13 protein-coding genes are annotated in these 15,584 nt (G+C 37.3%); 6 read left to right on the top strand and 7 right to left on the bottom strand.

Annotated features, from left to right (window positions below):
- Positions 1-95: 95 nt before the first annotated feature.
- Positions 96-614 (top strand): SH3 domain-containing protein, encoded by a 519-nt coding sequence (locus tag EV200_RS09365; RefSeq protein WP_132531514.1) that lies wholly within the window; start codon positions 96-98, stop codon positions 612-614.
- A 193-nt stretch (positions 615-807) separates the two neighbouring features.
- Here EV200_RS09365 and EV200_RS09360 read toward each other — a convergent pair whose 3' ends face one another.
- The 4 genes from EV200_RS09360 to EV200_RS09340 all read right to left on the bottom strand — a co-directional run bounded on the left by EV200_RS09360 (position 808) and on the right by EV200_RS09340 (position 4,269).
- Complete coding sequence (locus tag EV200_RS09360) at positions 808-1,782, bottom strand: DUF5712 family protein (protein ID WP_132531511.1); 975 nt, start codon at positions 1,780-1,782, stop codon at positions 808-810.
- Between the two features lie 2 nt (positions 1,783-1,784).
- Entirely contained in the window at positions 1,785-2,348 is a 564-nt protein-coding gene (locus EV200_RS09355; protein WP_132531508.1) for a BfmA/BtgA family mobilization protein, read from the bottom strand.
- A gap of 706 nt (positions 2,349-3,054) precedes the next feature.
- Positions 3,055-3,369 (bottom strand): helix-turn-helix domain-containing protein, encoded by a 315-nt coding sequence (locus tag EV200_RS09345; protein ID WP_132531502.1) that lies wholly within the window; start codon positions 3,367-3,369, stop codon positions 3,055-3,057.
- 150 nt (positions 3,370-3,519) lie between these two features.
- Positions 3,520-4,269: a hypothetical protein gene (locus EV200_RS09340; protein WP_132531499.1), complete on the bottom strand. Its 750-nt coding sequence runs from the start codon at positions 4,267-4,269 to the stop codon at positions 3,520-3,522.
- Positions 4,270-4,487: 218 nt separating this feature from the next.
- Between EV200_RS09340 and EV200_RS09335 the strand changes: the two genes are divergently transcribed.
- From EV200_RS09335 to EV200_RS09315, 5 genes are all read left to right on the top strand, one after another.
- Positions 4,488-5,918 (top strand): hypothetical protein, encoded by a 1,431-nt coding sequence (locus tag EV200_RS09335; protein WP_132531496.1) that lies wholly within the window; start codon positions 4,488-4,490, stop codon positions 5,916-5,918.
- Between the two features lie 144 nt (positions 5,919-6,062).
- Positions 6,063-7,412 carry an SIR2 family protein gene (locus EV200_RS09330; RefSeq protein ID WP_132531494.1) on the top strand — a complete coding sequence of 450 codons (1,350 nt, stop codon included), beginning with the start codon at positions 6,063-6,065 and terminating at the stop codon, positions 7,410-7,412.
- Complete coding sequence (locus EV200_RS09325; RefSeq protein WP_132531491.1) at positions 7,405-9,186, top strand: ATP-binding protein; 1,782 nt, start codon at positions 7,405-7,407, stop codon at positions 9,184-9,186. Before EV200_RS09330 ends, EV200_RS09325 begins: the two co-directional genes overlap by 8 nt.
- Positions 9,187-9,290: 104 nt before the next feature.
- Entirely contained in the window at positions 9,291-11,219 is a 1,929-nt protein-coding gene (locus tag EV200_RS09320) for a hypothetical protein (RefSeq protein ID WP_132531488.1), read from the top strand.
- Complete coding sequence (locus EV200_RS09315; RefSeq protein WP_132531485.1) at positions 11,216-12,172, top strand: hypothetical protein; 957 nt, start codon at positions 11,216-11,218, stop codon at positions 12,170-12,172. The genes EV200_RS09320 and EV200_RS09315 overlap by 4 nt, the downstream gene beginning before the upstream one ends.
- A gap of 551 nt (positions 12,173-12,723) precedes the next feature.
- Here the strand turns inward: EV200_RS09315 and EV200_RS09310 are convergent.
- The 3 genes from EV200_RS09310 to EV200_RS09300 all read right to left on the bottom strand — a co-directional run bounded on the left by EV200_RS09310 (position 12,724) and on the right by EV200_RS09300 (position 15,434).
- A complete protein-coding gene (locus EV200_RS09310) occupies positions 12,724-13,470 on the bottom strand; it encodes a metallophosphoesterase (protein ID WP_132531482.1) in 747 nt (248 codons plus the stop codon).
- A 355-nt stretch (positions 13,471-13,825) separates the two neighbouring features.
- Positions 13,826-14,827 (bottom strand): nucleotidyl transferase AbiEii/AbiGii toxin family protein, encoded by a 1,002-nt coding sequence (locus EV200_RS09305; RefSeq protein WP_132531479.1) that lies wholly within the window; start codon positions 14,825-14,827, stop codon positions 13,826-13,828.
- Positions 14,811-15,434 carry a DUF6088 family protein gene (locus EV200_RS09300; protein ID WP_132531476.1) on the bottom strand — a complete coding sequence of 208 codons (624 nt, stop codon included), beginning with the start codon at positions 15,432-15,434 and terminating at the stop codon, positions 14,811-14,813. The genes EV200_RS09305 and EV200_RS09300 overlap by 17 nt, the downstream gene beginning before the upstream one ends.
- Positions 15,435-15,584 lie beyond the last annotated feature (150 nt).

Here is a 15,584-nt window from a genome sequence, read left to right as displayed (position 1 = left end):
GGCGGCAGATGCTGGCAGCATAAATAGACTGCCGGATATATCTTCAATTACATTTTACTTTAGCAACGTTTAAATCGTTATATTAAAACAAAATCATGAAAGCATTTATTTTTTCAATAACATTGATTTGCTGTTATTTTCTTGGCAATTGCCAAAAGATATCTTCACTTGGCACAGTCAATGAAAGCAAGCTAGGAAGATGCACCGGTTCGGCTTATTGTTCGGCGTGTAAAAACTGTTCCCGCTGTGCCCACTGCGGGAGTGGAGGCACCTGTGGGGTATGCTCATCTGTTGAATCGCAAACCCCGGTATTCTCTAGCCCCCGCAAAAAAGCATCTAGCTACAGTCCGAGATCATCTGCATCTGGTCAGCAGAAAAAGCATTCATTCAGTGCTGAAAAGAGCAATATGAAAAGTTGCGTTTCTGAATCTTTATCCGCGGTAAAACTTAAAGAAATCAGTCTTCGCTCAGGGCCAGGATTATCCTATCCCGTTATAGAAACGCTTAAGCGCAACCAAAAAGTAAAACTGCTTGCAAAAAAGGGAGAGTGGGTAAAGGTGAAAGTCCTGTCCTCTGGAACTACAGGTTATTGTAATCTGGCAGGAATAAACTGATATCATGTCCGAATAACCTCTAAGCTTGCTAGTGCGAGATAAATTCATTTTTATTTATCTTCGTTATTTTTTTCCTGTAGAAGCTAAAGCGAAACATGCTGGGATAGTGCAACCGGGGTTTCGCAGGCCGCAAGGCGCGACGGGATTTCTCTTTCATACCTTTTGATTTCTTATAAAACTATAGTCATTCCTCTCAACGCTGCATACCCTGCTGTTGTTGCCTTGCTTTTCTCCTTCTTCGCTTTTCTGCTTCTTCAATAGTATCAGACGCGATATCCGGAATATATAATGGCTCCATCAAAACTTCCAAAAATTCGCCTACGGTTTTACCGGTAGATTCGAGCATGTTGCCAACAGAAGAAAAAATTCCCTCAGCGACACCTAAAGCAAGTTGATTAACCAAAGACCCGCTCTGGTAATTTTTCAAAGACGCCTCTTGCAAAATGTCGAGTTGCTCCCTCTGCTGTAAAGTGCCATTCTTTAAGATATTGGCATAAGCAAGCGTATCTCTCAGGTTACGCTCAAAGCCGAACTGACTATCAAACAAGCGCTCCCCACATTGCTTAAAAGCCATCCGGTCAAACTGCCCCATTTTTTTTGAGTGCTCAGCGTTTCTGCCTTTCGAACTGTTCATAGGACTGAGCTTGATTCTATTAGTGATATCCCTGCGGCTGACGATTACCTGTATATGCAGCTGGTTTCCACTCTTTTTTTCTCCACGCTTCCGGCTACCATCTTTAACCGCTGCATCCTTATGGCTGTAGTACCGGTTGCGTTCAACTTTCCCAAACCAGAGCAGATCCTTATTGCTACCAATCCCAGGGCGTCTGAAGTTCTTTGCATATTCATCCATTACTTTCTCTGTATATACTTTCAGCACATTCTTCATATCAGGATCCCCAACCGATTTCCTTAAATGCTCTAGTTCCTTTTGGCTTGGGCTGATATTGATCAGGAAAAACTTAGCCTCATGCCGCCCGAGTTTTGCATTGTTTCCATCCAATGCCCGGCGTACTTCATACGGCTCCACATCCTGACGGTTTCCATTGAACCATAGTTCCGGCTGCTTTAAATCCTCCGTACGGTTCTCCTTTTCCAGGTAATTTACCAGACCACCGCTGCTACCCTTGTTGCTGGCTTCCTTATTATCCGTAATATTGATATACATGGCTATAAAAGATCAATCTGGTTTTTGGTTATCCTGATCAGTTCCTCTTTCTCCTTAGCTGAAGTCATCATACTAAAGGCATCCCTGCTTTTGATATAAGTGCCGAGTACGTACAGGAACTGTTTTTTAAGCTGCTCCCTCGTCGATAGTTTCATTAGGATGCCTTTGAGTATCTCATCAGTATTCGATAGTTTGCTGCTGTAATTTTTGCCGGCTGATAAAAGTTCATTCTGGCCACTGGCCAGGCTAACGCTTCTTTTCTCCAATTCTCTTAAAAGGTTATTGATGTCCTGTTGATTACCCGTCATCCTATCCACCTCTCTTTTGATCGGAATTAGCAGGTCGTTTTCCTGGGTCCTGATAAAACCGATGTAATCCTTGTGCTGTTTGAGCATTGTATTCTTTAACAGCTCATCATTGATATCCAGCGGATCTTTCTTACTGCGAAAGAAGTAATCCACCATCTGCGCAAATACCAGCCTGTTCGGACGGCCAAGCTTTTGCGCGACCCTGTCCATTTTGAGCGCGGTCTGAATATTATATTTTATGGTTCTTAAAGTTTCCATTTTAGTTCTTCGTTGTTCATTAATTAACTTATTATGTACATCGCGGTATATATTGCCCTATAGATATGCCGATATCTATGCGTTTACATATCTATATATCCCAAACCCTCATCAGGGTTCCTTTTTCATTAATCCCACCGCTTCCAGCGGCCAGAGAACCCCTGGAGGGTTCTCCAAACAGCCTTTAAGCTAGCGTAAGGCTAAGATGGTGAGGCTCTGCCCAACCACCGCTTGCTCCTTTTTCTGGAAATGAAAAAGGACCTTTTGTATTCTGCCTTAACCCCCTCAAAGCTTTTAGTGGGAGACCCATCCCAACAGATCTCCCATAAAAAATATTTAATAAGCTCCATTTTAAATGCTTCTACTATTATAGTATACTCACAAAATCCTTAACCATCCTTAAGATAAATTGCAGCTCAACACAGCTTCGCCTTCCAGGTTCCAGGATACCTGGCTTCCAAGAAAAGGATTATAGGATGGGCTGTAAAAGATGTACCCAAAAATCTGAAGTTCACTGATGCATTTGTGATAGGTTGAGGTAGAGTAGATCTTGGATGACCGCATGAGCCTGCTCCGGCTGACCTGAAAAGGGTGAGTCAACCCGGAATTTTCCGAAGCAAAGATCAGCGCCGCTAGGAGACTCACATGAAACGCTGAAAGCCTTTGATCCGCCTGAATCCGGTCTTTGAGATAATCAAGGTTTTTATCAATGCTCCCCATGTGCCTCCCCCTGAAATAATCGTTTAACAACCGCATTTTCAGGCGTACCGTTACCTAGTATCCGCCTGATATCCTCACGGCTAAAATATACAATACGGCCAATCTTGGTAAAGGGCAGTTTGCCGCTCACCCGTAAGTGCAGCAGGGTACCGGCAGAAATTTTCATCAGCTTCCTAACCTCAGAACTTTTGAGGTACTCATCCGGCGTTGCCGTTTGGAGCGGATTAATTTTTTTGATCTCTTCGATCAGCTCGCTTTTTAGTTCAAGCAGATCACTTTTGGTTACCAGGTCTAAATTCATGTCTCTTAAAATTTAATGATCAATGCTCTCCAGCTAGCCATAGCAAAAAGCTATCTATTTGGAGATTTCACATCAAAAGTGAGAACAGAAACATGTAATCAGATGCCCAATAGAGGTGTTTGGGCATAGATGCGCTCAACTATCCCAATGTTATTTATCAGGCACATGGGAAACAATATCAAATGCTTTATCTTCATCGGATATAAAAATATGCTTGGAGGAGTTTTCGGGAGAAAAATAATTTTGAGCTGTCGCCAATGATATTGGTTTATCCCCATGAACAAAGTTCTTCGCGACCATTTTATACCATGGACTGTGGCCTTGTGTAACCACGAGCCTTTTGCCGTTTGGTAAAACCTGTTTTCGAAGCTGGCGCATCAAATCCATGAATGCTGCTATACTTCCGCTGTTGATTACGATTTTCTCACTCGCCTCATACTCCAGGACTTTATCAAAACGATCCTGCAAGTCTGCCAAGTTAATTTTGAGTAGCGCAATTTCTGCATCTTTTTGACTGAGCATTTTTTCTGTTGAAGTATTTACATTCCACTCATCAATGCTATTTAAGAATTCTTGGAATGCTTCTAATTTATCCAAGTTAGTAGAGTGAATTTCGTATTCAGATTTGAATGGGTTTTTTCCTGAATAAAAAATGATTCTTCTTTGAATACTTCGGTTTACCTTTCGGAAGAATGCTTCACGACCATCTGGATTCCGTAGCAGATAATGATCGAGGTGAAAGTCATAAAATGCTTTATATTTACCACCAGGCAGACTATAAAGTTTCAGGGCAAAGAAATTATCCTCTAATTTTCTATTGGAAAATATTGGGTTGCCAATCTCATAAGGATGTGGAGAAAAGTTAAATCTCGATCTAAATTTAAAAAAACCTTCTGTCATAATAAATTAAAGTGTCTAATATCATAGCTCAACGGTTTGCAATCTATACAAGGAGATATAAACCAAACTGATTTTTTTAGTCTAAAAAAAAAGCACTGCTAATTTAATATACTACTTCTGGTTGACATTCTCTCTTTTGCTGAAAACTTAAAGAAAACAATTTGCTAATCCGCCTTTGTAAAGTACTTTTACAACTTAGAAAAATTCCGCTCTCAAATATGTTTTGGAAAAAGTTATTAGGGTCTTTTGATCCAATCAAACAATGGACAAGTTTTATAGAATTGATCATTGCCCTATGTATTGCCTTAGGCGTTGTTTCTTCTTTTTTTAGTTCTTTTATATCAGCTTATACTCCACCGGAATATATTTCATTTATTAAGGGAGTTACACTTTACATTTGTGCTCTTTTTATGACCTTTCGGATAACTGGTACGATTCTTTCTGCAAGGAATAACAGAAATACTAATAGAAATGGTCAAGGATACAAATATCCCCCTCAATTACGGATATTTTGTAAGGTTGTTCGTGGAATATCTCTAACAGGGATTTTAATCGCCGTTTTTCTATTCTTTCAACTACATTCCAAAATACTGAGGGATTGTCAAGAGAGCGAAGATAAGCTGGCGATTTTTGTTGCAAAATTTTCAGAGAAACAAGATCCAGGATTTGTTGGTCAAATGATGAACGATTTACATTCCAAAATCTTGGATACGGGTGTTATTATTGATAAACTGGATAAACATCTCGCGACAATTTCAGAATTCCAATTAAGGGATTCGATATCAAAATTTTCAAAATGCTATAAAAAAACCATTCTTATTTATGGTTCCCGGGACGTAACTGATGGCATATTTTTTTGTAATATCTATTTACACAATGTAATGACTCAATGTAGTTCTGTTAGGATCGGTGATTCATTAATAAGAGTTGAAGACCCTAAAATTATTGAGTTTAAAACAGCGCCAGAACAAGTTGATGTTATCAGTAATTTGGTTCAGTCTTTGATTTTTTCTAGCCATTGTGAACATCGAGCCGCCATTGACCTAGTGAATCACATTCGATCTGGAAAGCTATCAATACATAATTCCAAACTTCTGGCATATTGCAGCCTCATCAAAGGAAATAGCTTTGTTAGACTTGGATTATTAGATAGTGCCAGAAAAAGTTATCTTGAAGGACTAAAATCTGAGCCTTTAAACCACCTCCTTATTACGAATTTAGCTAGATTAGGCAAAAAAGAACTAAATGTTAATGAAAAAGGTAAAGTCGATACTTTTGAAAAAACAGAGCAGTTTGAAAAAGCGATCATGTCTTTTACATTTCCAATGGATAAAGTTTTTAAAGATGAGGTCACCTTTGAGCGCACTTTCGCTGTTGGTGAAGAAGCTTATTTTTTTAAGGGCGGAGAGAAAATTGATTCTCTAAAAGTAAAGAATGGTGACTTTGTTTATTTTTATACATTATTACCTAATTCCAAAAATTACCTAAAGCTAAATTTGGCGAACTGCAAAAAAGGCGTTTTCTCCTTTTTACTACCTGAAAATTTTGTAAAAATTGACTTTTCTCGAATGAACGCAACGCTCACATTTATTTTTCCAGACAAAACTGTATATAGGGTAAAATCTGATAGAATCAAGTTCCTCAATTGATGGGAAAGCTGCTCTAAAAAACTATTTAAATCATTACAACAATTGTAGGTTTTCTTCGATAATAAAGTTTGCGCCAAATAAAATTTTATTTAACAAGGTATTTGAGCCGAATTAATTAAGTTTGACCAAACAATCTCAAAATATATGTCTAAATCTGATGCTCCAATGACCATTCTGAAAAATCAGAATAAAACAGTAATCTTAAATTATGAAAAAGAAGTAATTAAAGGCAAAGCAGAATATACCTTAAAGACCCTTCAGGTGATATATAGCGACGGCAAAATAGAATTATTTGAAGAAGATTCAAACGGCAAAGCTATAAATTCAGCGGATATGGTTCCCGTTGAACCGAGTATTGGTCTCCTCGCTTATGGAGATAAAATCAAAAGGGATTATTACAAGTCCCTTCTGAAAGGTAAATATAATGAAATTGAGAATTTAGTTGTTTTGTCTGGAGCCGGCTCGTCAGTTGGTGTAGGTAAGGAAAATGTCGGCTTGACAATGGCGGGTTTATGGCAGAAAATGGAAACTGTGGATTTAGCGTGTTTGACTAGATTGATTAAAGCAACTAAATATTCCAAACTTGAAGAAGATGGCAGTTTTGATTCAGATAATATTGTTAAAGATTTAGAAGCGCTCTTATCAATCGCTGGCATGAAAAATAAAGTTGAGTCAGAAAAACAGCTCGACGATGACATTTTAACCGCGAGAAAAATAATTGCAGAATTCTGTGACTTAAAATTGCCAGATAATGCTCCGCATATTGAGTTTTTAACAAAGGCAGTTTTACGACCTCAAAAATTTCCTAGAGTAAAAATATTCACTTTAAATTATGACACATTATTTGAGCAGTCTGCTGCTAGGGAGAAATTTACCGTTATTGATGGATTCACATTCTCTAGCCCCAGAACTTTTAATGGAAAATATTTTGATTATGACATTATAGAAACTCGGCACAATCGACAAGATAAAAAGGATAGTACAATTCCTAAATTGTTTTATTTGTTCAAAATGCATGGATCTCTCAACTGGAAGCATGTAGACGGTGACATTGAACAAACAGACGGCGAAATAGATGTTTCCAAAAGAGTAATGGTTTTTCCTCAGGATAGCAAATATGAGCATTCCTACGAACAACCCTATTTTGAGATGATGGCTAGGTTTCAGCAATCTCTTCGTGTTGAGAATACGTTATTGATCACAATTGGGTTTAGTTTCTTGGATAAGCACATCTCATCGGTAATTTTGGAGACGTTAAAACAAAATCCGTCTTTGCATCTTATTGCCCTTACTTATCCAGAAGTTATTTATACGGAGAAAAGTTATCAGATTGAACTTCATAGAATTGCAGAACTTCAAAGTAGGATAACTTTTGTGGCTGAAACTTTTGTTGATTTTTCTAAGAACTTTCCTGAAAATATTGCTCACAATAGGGTTGATGTTTTAGAGGAATTAAATTTTCAGTTAAAAAAACTGACCAAAGAAAATGTTTAACCTTCAAATTAGTCCGTATTCCGATAATAGTTTTGTCGGATATGTAACCCTTGTATCTCCAAGTATTACTAATGTCCATTTTCCTTCATCAGTACTACTTAAAAAATTCTATAAGTCTGATGAAGGTTTTCATGCCTTAACAGGTAAATATGTGATTATTGAAGGTAGCGGTAACGGATTTCTGGGAAAGATCATAGAGATTGCACTGCCCGAAAGTGAAAGATTGAGCTTAACTGAATCTAGGTACGACAGAGAGTCTTTCCACCCTACAGGAAAAGTTGAGATCTTACTATGCTTTGATAATTATCACCTAAAGGCAAAAAAGGGTTTGGACCAACTGCCACCCGTTGGGGCAAAGGTTTACTTATGCTCAAATCAGTTCCTGGGTTCACTTTTGACTGAATTCGGAAATAGTGGTACCAATAGTTCGCCAGATAAGCTAATTCAACTAGCGAATCTTCCTCAGGATGAAGAGCATATCATAAACGTTTCCGCACAGGCTTTATTTGGAAGACATTGTGCTGTAGTCGGAACGACGGGTGGTGGAAAAAGTTGGACTGTTGCCAAACTTGTTCAGGAAGTTTTGGCAAACAATGGGAAAGCTATCTTAATTGATGCAACAGGAGAATATAAAACGTTGGGAGCTCATCCCAATGTGTCTTTCTTAGAATTCAATGTCCTCGGCGATACAGAGGTTTATTTTGACTATAGGCGGCTTCGAGAAACTGATCTGTATGCGCTTTTTAGGCCTACCGGACAGGCTCAAATCCCAAAACTCCAAGAAGCAATGAGGAGTCTCAGGTTGGTCAATTTGTTAGAAAGCAAAGTAGAAAAGACAGTAAATGACGCTCACATCGTTGATTCGGGAAATAATTTTCTGCTTGAAAATGAATCTTGGGGATTTAAACTTTTGAAAAAAGAGGGTAATGTTCGGCAACGAATCACCAAGGCCTATAAAGAAAACATAGGGGTATTTGATGTTAGTTGTAACTTTGATATCAATGCATTGCCATATCAGGTTTTCAACGAATGTGTTAGGGATTTTGGTGGTGGTGAAAATTATGGTGCATCTGATACAGCAGCGGCAGGCTTTTGTCAATCAATGATCTCCAGAATATTAGTGACACTAGGCAATGAGGCTTTTAAAAAAACGTTTGGTTTTAAAGCCGACGATCTAGCAAAAAACGAACTTTCTGAAATGATCGATGGATTTTTAAAGCATGATGCAAAAAAGAATGTTCTTATCATTTCAGTTGCCAATATACCTTCAGAAAACAAATTGCGCGAGATACTGGTTAATGCAATTGGCAGATTCCTATTGGAAAAGGCATTGAAGGGAAAATTTAAATCTACCGCAGAAGATAAAAATAAAAAAAGTGTTTTACTTTTTTTAGATGAAGCACATTTGTTTTTGGATAAGCGCATAAAAGATGAGTACTCCATAGAAGTTGAGCTAGATGCATATGATCGTATAGCAAAAGAGTGCCGCAAGTACGGTCTATTTCTGATCCTTTCCACTCAAATGCCTAGGGATATCCCAAAGGGAGTTCTTAGTCAAATGGGAACATTTATTGTTCACCGTCTAATTAATCAACAGGATAGAGAAGCTATCGAGTATGCGTGTTCTGAAGCAAATCGTTCAGCACTGTCTTTTCTTCCAATATTAAGTTCTGGGGAGGCAATGTTGACCGGTGTTGATTTTCCAATGCCTATCGTTCTTAAGATCCGAGAACCTGAGATCAAACCTAATTCAATAACGCCACAAGTATTCTAATTCATTTTTCGATTTGAAATACAGATAGGAAAACAATGACTTAAACAGAGAATGGTAATTATTGTTCTAAAAAACTATCTTCGGGCATAAACTATATGCTCAATATGAATAGTGACTTGAAGATAATTTCTCTCAAACCAGCTCTTGGAGCCAATCCTTTATTAATGAAGTCCCTAAAAGGAGGTATAACTTATCAATTCAGTAAAGATTTTATTGTTGGCGATTCTTCTATTTCTTATATACCATCTTATCCTGAGGATTTATTCAAAGTCAACAATATGACTATCAATATTTCAGCAATTGCTGGAAAAAATGGTTCAGGGAAAAGTGCACTCTTCGAACTTTTTTTTGCTGGCCTTTATAATCTAGCAGTGAAGGAGGGGATTCTTGATACTAAACCAAAGTCTGATACAAATATTAAGGAGCAGATACCTCCAACCGATGTTTTCTTCGATCTATTGTACAAATTGGATAATGATATTTTTCATGTTTTTTTTCGAGATATGGATATAACATATAGAAAATATAGTGGTATCGCCCCGGATTATCGCGAATTCCCAAGAAATACAGTCAGTTTACCTTTTAATGATATAACCTTCTTCTACTCAATTGTTATCAATTATTCTTTCTATGCATTAAACACAAATGATATGGGTGGATGGCTAGGCTTACTATTTCATAAAAACGATGGATATCAAACCCCAGTAGTTATTAACCCCTGGAGAAAAAAAGGCAATATTGATATTAATAGAGAGAAAGAATTGGTAATGAGTAGGCTTTTATTTATTCTCTTACAACCTTTCGGAGGTAATGTGGAAAAAAGCCTACTTCACCTGGCGCCGGGAAAAATAGCAAGAAAACTAGTCTTGATTTTGGATGAGGATAAATTTCGTAAAGCAGGTATGCCCAAACTGCCTAAGCACAAAAAAGTATCATCTGAATTTTTGTTCAGTTATAGGATGAGAGATGTTTATGATCGATTTTTAGGAAAAAGAAATTTTAAGCCCCAGGAAAATCTTTGGAATTTTTACGCTCAGTTCTACGTCATGTACAAGCTTAGGTCTATCACTGAAAACTATGACATCTACAAGGAAAAATATCAGTCGTTATTTAAGAAGCATCTTTGGAATGGCAAAAGAGAAGAACGGGAACAATTATTTCGTGGGTTCTTAAATGATTTATATTTAGATGATAGCCACATAACCTTTAAGTTAAGAAGAGCAATCAATTTCTTGAATTACGATTTCTACAGTAAAAATAAAATGGATGTAGACATCTCTTTTGAAAAATTATCAGAACTAACACTTTACCACAGCAAGGAGCAAAATATACCAGTAATAAATTTACTACCACCACCATTGTTCACGCTTGACATATATTTTGATCATGGTGCCTTCAGTGATTTAAGCTCTGGAGAAAAACAGAAAATATATGGCACATATTCCATTGTATACCATTTGATCAATTTAAATTCAGTCGGATCTGGTTTGAGAAAGTACCGACATGTATCTTGTATACTTGACGAGATAGAACTCTACTACCATCCTGATATGCAAAGAACCTATGTGCATGACCTTTTGGATACATTAAGAAAAACACATCTCCCAGAAATTGACAGTATCAATTTTAACTTCATTACACACTCTCCTTTTATCCTTTCTGATATTCCAAAAAATAATGTTCTATATCTTCAGCTTGACGAAAATAGGGAATCATTGCCAGCGGGCATAGAGCAAGAATCTTTTGGTGCAAATATTTACGATCTATTAGCTAATAGTTTTTACTTTGAACACGGTTTTATAGGGCAGAATGCAAAGCTTATTATACAACGCGTGATCGACAGCCTACAGAAAGATATTGAAATAACAAATCCTTTCAAGGAAGAGGACATAAATGCTATAATTAAGATGATCGGCGAACCTTTTCTAAAAGATAAATTACTTTCCATGTTTCAGCATAAATTCAATGATAGAAGTCCTATAGAAAGGGAGATCGAAGAATTGCAAAACAGAATTAAACGACTAAGAAAATGATAAGTTTAATAATTGACCATTCAAAAGCTATTGAGCATTATAATACGATTACAAATGAAGTTCAAAAAGCAATTCGAAAAGTTATCTTTAACCACGGCATTACAGCACTAAAAAAGAGACCTGCTAAAATATTAGAAGATGATCTGAAGGCTTACCTTCAATACTTACTACGGAAAGATCATTTGATTAATTTGATCACGGCAATGCCTGAGGACTTAGAGAGAACAATAAAAGAAGTAATTACGGCAGTTCCATCATTACTAGTTTCTACATCAACCAGTTCATCGATCTTATATTATATCTTCATTGATAATATTTATTTGAACAAATTTGACAAATTCGAATTCGTAAAGCAGATTAACGTAGACACCTGTGTATATTGTAACAGGAACTATATTTATTATCTGACCAAAGCAGAAAAAGTCAAACCTCAGATTGATCATTTTTATCCAAAAAAGAAATATCCTTATCTGGGAATGAGTTTTTACAATTTGATTCCAAGTTGCCAAACTTGCAACGGTCCTGAATGCAAAAGTGATTTAGATCCTTTGTCAGCAGGGGCACGCTTAATAAATCCACACTTGATTAAAAACGGGGATTTCAAATTCAATTATGGCATAAATTCAATCGATTATTCAAATAGTTTTAATAAGGATGCTTTTTCAGTAATAGTGGAAAAGCATCCTAAAAAGCATTTGGAAGTATTTAAACTCGAAGGATTATATAATAAACATACTGATCACATTGCAGACCTAGTTGTTAAAGCAAGTCTGAAATACTCCCCTGAGTATAGGGAATATCTAAAATATGAATATCGACGTCTAGAGCTAACGGACCATGACATCAACAAGCTAATTGTAGGGAACTATACAGATGAACATGAACTACATCGCCGACCTCTTTCAAAATTGTATTTAGATATCGCTAGTGAGCTGAACTTGATTAACAATTGAGATTTGAAGGTGATAAGTGAGCGCCTTGACGAATGCCACAAACATCTGCAATCTCTTTAAGCTAACTATTCATTCTTCGGTTATTAAGTATGAACAATGCTCGGTGATGTTCATTTAATATGTTTGTTCACGTATCATGAACAGTTTGATTTTTTGAACACATGAAGCCATACCCAATATAGTATTTAAATAAAATGAACGGCCATTATACCCTATTAGGTATATTAATTATTTTTTTACAGCACTTATACGCGTAAGGGTATAATCATGAATAATCCGTTATCAATATTTGTAAAAATAAAACGCAAACTGGTTAAACTCTCACACAGGGAATTGGCATTCAAAGCTGGTGTAGGACTTCGTTTCCTCCGGGGACTATGAAAACAGACCTTAAGGCAAGATGAGGTATTTCAAATACGTTAACCATTATGATATACAATCAAACATCCGCTTGCTAATGGGAAACATCTCCATCCTAGGTCACCATACAACAACATTATAATCAGCATTTAATATCTAAAGCTAATAAATGAGAAAGTTGTATAAGAATTTTAGATACTGATGATCAAATCTTTCTCATAGCCATTATACTTCTCATTCAAATAGCCATGTGGATTACAGATAATTTCAGTGTTACCAATAGTATATCTCGTAGGCGTGTGGATATGGCCATGAATCCAATACAAGGGCTGATGCTCCAAAATCACATCTTCAAGGTTTGAAGCATAGGCAGATGACAAGATATCATCTCTATAAAGCTCGGGTATTGATTGCAGGCTAGGTGCATGATGGGTAATTACCACATTCTTATAACCGCGTGATTCTTTAAGACTTTTTTGTAGCCAAGATTTTGATTTCTGGTGAATCTGATAGGTATCTATTGTTCTTAACTTTGAATAAGCTGGATCTCTGCGTATCTGCACATAATCGTTCATTTTGGCTTGACAAATAATGCCAGACTCCACAGGATTTCCATATAAGGAAAAATCCGTCCACATAGTTGCACCGTGGAACCTTATGCCCTCAAACTCAACCATAATATTTTCAAGGACATTTACATTTGAGTTTTTGGATGCTTCAAGTATTTTGTTGAGTGTCTTCGGGTATGATCCCTTGTAATATTCGTGATTACCCAATAAATATATTACCGGTTTATCAGGGATGTTTCGCTTTACCCATTCTATTCCTTTTGTCCCCAGGTTTGTATCTCCAGCCAGGATAATGAGATCAGCATTGCTAAAATCCAAATCTGAGATTCCAAATTCTTGATGTAGGTCGCTAATTATCTTTATTTTCATTTCTTTAGTTGATAACATTCGAATATATTATGGTTTTTCAGACAGAAATTGTTCCTAACGTTTTTACAAAAAAGGATGACTGCATTTTCGATGTATGATGATTGTTATTTCAAACTTAATCAACATAAATGATTGAAATAACAATCATTTAGCTAATCACTGTTTATCTAAAAAATCAATTGGCTTATAAGTAATTAGGTATAATCGGTGCATTGACACGCAAATTCGGTTTACCGAAACGGAGGATTGCGGCGATCATCACTGAAAACTCCCATTTTCGTAAACTAAAATCCAGCTGGTATGAATAAACCTTAAAACAAAAAAGCAGGCAATTTATCCTCCTTAAATAAAGAAGTTATTTTACATCTCGGAACCTTTTGGTCAGTTCCTCCATACGTCCGACCAACTTTTTAAACGTTTTCGAGTCACCATAGATCATACTTTCCTGCATGGCCTTATAATCATTTTCCCAAGCTCCCAATACCTCAACCGGTGGAATAAAGCTGATATCCTGATACCCATGTTTTTCGTAACCAATTCCTCGGATCACATTGAATTTTGCCCGATGTTCCACTATTACCTTGTATAAATCCTTATCTTCCAGCGCCTGTTTACCATGCTCAGTATCCATAATCCTATCCAGATCATATAGATGCCGCGACATTCTTTCTGTTCTTATCTTTTCAGCAGGCTTACAAAATTCCTCATGTAGGAGAAAAACCTTTTCCAAAAATGTACGCGCTGGCAGAACAGTAAGCACGCTGAACGGTTCCCCAGCTATGTTAAAATCGCCCAAAGCCTGCGAAATAATCGGGCTAATTTCCCTTTGTTCTGAAGGCTCTTTTAGCGACCTGGCACCAATCTCGATCAGTACAGCCTCTTTTAAATAACTGCCTTTTTCTAGTACAGACTCGTAATACAGCTCCAGTACCTGAGGATCTCGGTCAGATTCTGTCGTTTCAGCCACTTTTAAAGAAAACAGATCTGCAGGGATGCCCAAATCGAGCAACTCCTTTTCCAACCCGTCCCTAAATTCCCCTGAAATAAAGGCACAGGAAGCCTTGCGCAATTCTTTAATCTTGGAGTTACTCAGCTCTTCCCCAAAACCTAGTACCGACCGGTCAATAACCAGATCGATATCTTCGGAAAAACGCTCGATCAGGTCCCAGGATTTACTTAAAGAAGTACCGCCTTTGAATACCAAATGATCCGACCAGGGAGTCCGGAATATCGCATACAGCGCCAAAGTTACCCACCAATCCTTTTCTATCGCATAAGCGGGAAGACCAGTCTTGTTACTGGCCAGTCCCAATAATTCTTTCTGACGTTCAGCCGTTGATTTAAGCCAGTTTATCATTTTCTAACGATTTAGAGAGTTCATTCAATATTACCGCAATCCATGCCGGTGCTAATTTAGCGTCATGTTCAATGTTCCTGTTATCTTCATCCTTTAGTACCAACTTCAAACGGTCTAGCACCTGGCTATCCACATTCTTCTGACCCAGTTCTGAAAGCGCCTGTATCACCAGCGTACTGATCTTTCCTTTAGTAGCCAGCTTCTTTGCCGTTGTAGGCTTAAAAGTAATCCGCTGCTTTCCGATCTTGATTTTCCTGGGCGCACCATCAGTCAGATAAGTAACATTCATCGGCACCTGTGTAGTCAGCCTCAGTTTATGTAAAGCAGTAGATCCTGTAGGAATAATCCTCGCATGATCACGCTTAGCAATACTTTCCGCTATCTCCTCAGTAGAAGGGTAGAGGCTACCAAAAACAGGATCTATCTTCGGATACAAATAAATTCCATGCGCAAGCCGTTCCAGTACATGATCCCTTTCAAGCCTGTACAGGCTGCTCCTGATCGCATCAGCACTACCAATATCCGAAAAGTCGGTTGGGAAAAACAGCTTTCCGCGCTTATTCTTTATTATCTTGTTAACTATCTGATTATGTGCTGAATATTTCATATTAAAATGAATTATTTTGCCACAAATTTATGAAATATTTGTGACACTTTATACTAGCTTTTTTTGGCTCATAAGAAGAATGATTGAAGTATAGGAATAAGTCATGGCCCATCTTTGATGGGCCATGACTATACAGCAAGTGCCTTTTAT

Origin of the sequence: Pedobacter psychrotolerans (genome assembly GCF_004340665.1) — a bacterium.
GTDB classification, from domain to species: domain Bacteria; phylum Bacteroidota; class Bacteroidia; order Sphingobacteriales; family Sphingobacteriaceae; genus Pedobacter; species Pedobacter psychrotolerans.
This window is presented reverse-complemented; position numbering and strand designations above follow the sequence as displayed.

Bases quoted from the DNA above. Each gene is read 5' to 3' on its own strand.
- EV200_RS09310 (WP_132531482.1), bottom strand. From the start codon at position 13,470: ATGAAAATAAAGATAATTAGCGACCTACATCAAGAATTTGGAATCTCA.
- EV200_RS09355 (WP_132531508.1), bottom strand. From the start codon at position 2,348: ATGGAAACTTTAAGAACCATAAAATATAATATTCAGACCGCGCTCAAA.
- EV200_RS09325 (WP_132531491.1), top strand. From the start codon at position 7,405: ATGTTTAACCTTCAAATTAGTCCGTATTCCGATAATAGTTTTGTCGGA.
- EV200_RS09340 (WP_132531499.1), bottom strand. From the start codon at position 4,269: ATGACAGAAGGTTTTTTTAAATTTAGATCGAGATTTAACTTTTCTCCA.
- EV200_RS09305 (WP_132531479.1), bottom strand. From the start codon at position 14,827: ATGATAAACTGGCTTAAATCAACGGCTGAACGTCAGAAAGAATTATTG.
- EV200_RS09320 (WP_132531488.1), top strand. From the start codon at position 9,291: ATGAATAGTGACTTGAAGATAATTTCTCTCAAACCAGCTCTTGGAGCC.
- EV200_RS09330 (WP_132531494.1), top strand. From the start codon at position 6,063: ATGTCTAAATCTGATGCTCCAATGACCATTCTGAAAAATCAGAATAAA.
- EV200_RS09315 (WP_132531485.1), top strand. From the start codon at position 11,216: ATGATAAGTTTAATAATTGACCATTCAAAAGCTATTGAGCATTATAAT.
- EV200_RS09300 (WP_132531476.1), bottom strand. From the start codon at position 15,434: ATGAAATATTCAGCACATAATCAGATAGTTAACAAGATAATAAAGAAT.
- EV200_RS09365 (WP_132531514.1), top strand. From the start codon at position 96: ATGAAAGCATTTATTTTTTCAATAACATTGATTTGCTGTTATTTTCTT.
- EV200_RS09335 (WP_132531496.1), top strand. From the start codon at position 4,488: ATGTTTTGGAAAAAGTTATTAGGGTCTTTTGATCCAATCAAACAATGG.
- EV200_RS09360 (WP_132531511.1), bottom strand. From the start codon at position 1,782: ATGTATATCAATATTACGGATAATAAGGAAGCCAGCAACAAGGGTAGC.
- EV200_RS09345 (WP_132531502.1), bottom strand. From the start codon at position 3,369: ATGAATTTAGACCTGGTAACCAAAAGTGATCTGCTTGAACTAAAAAGC.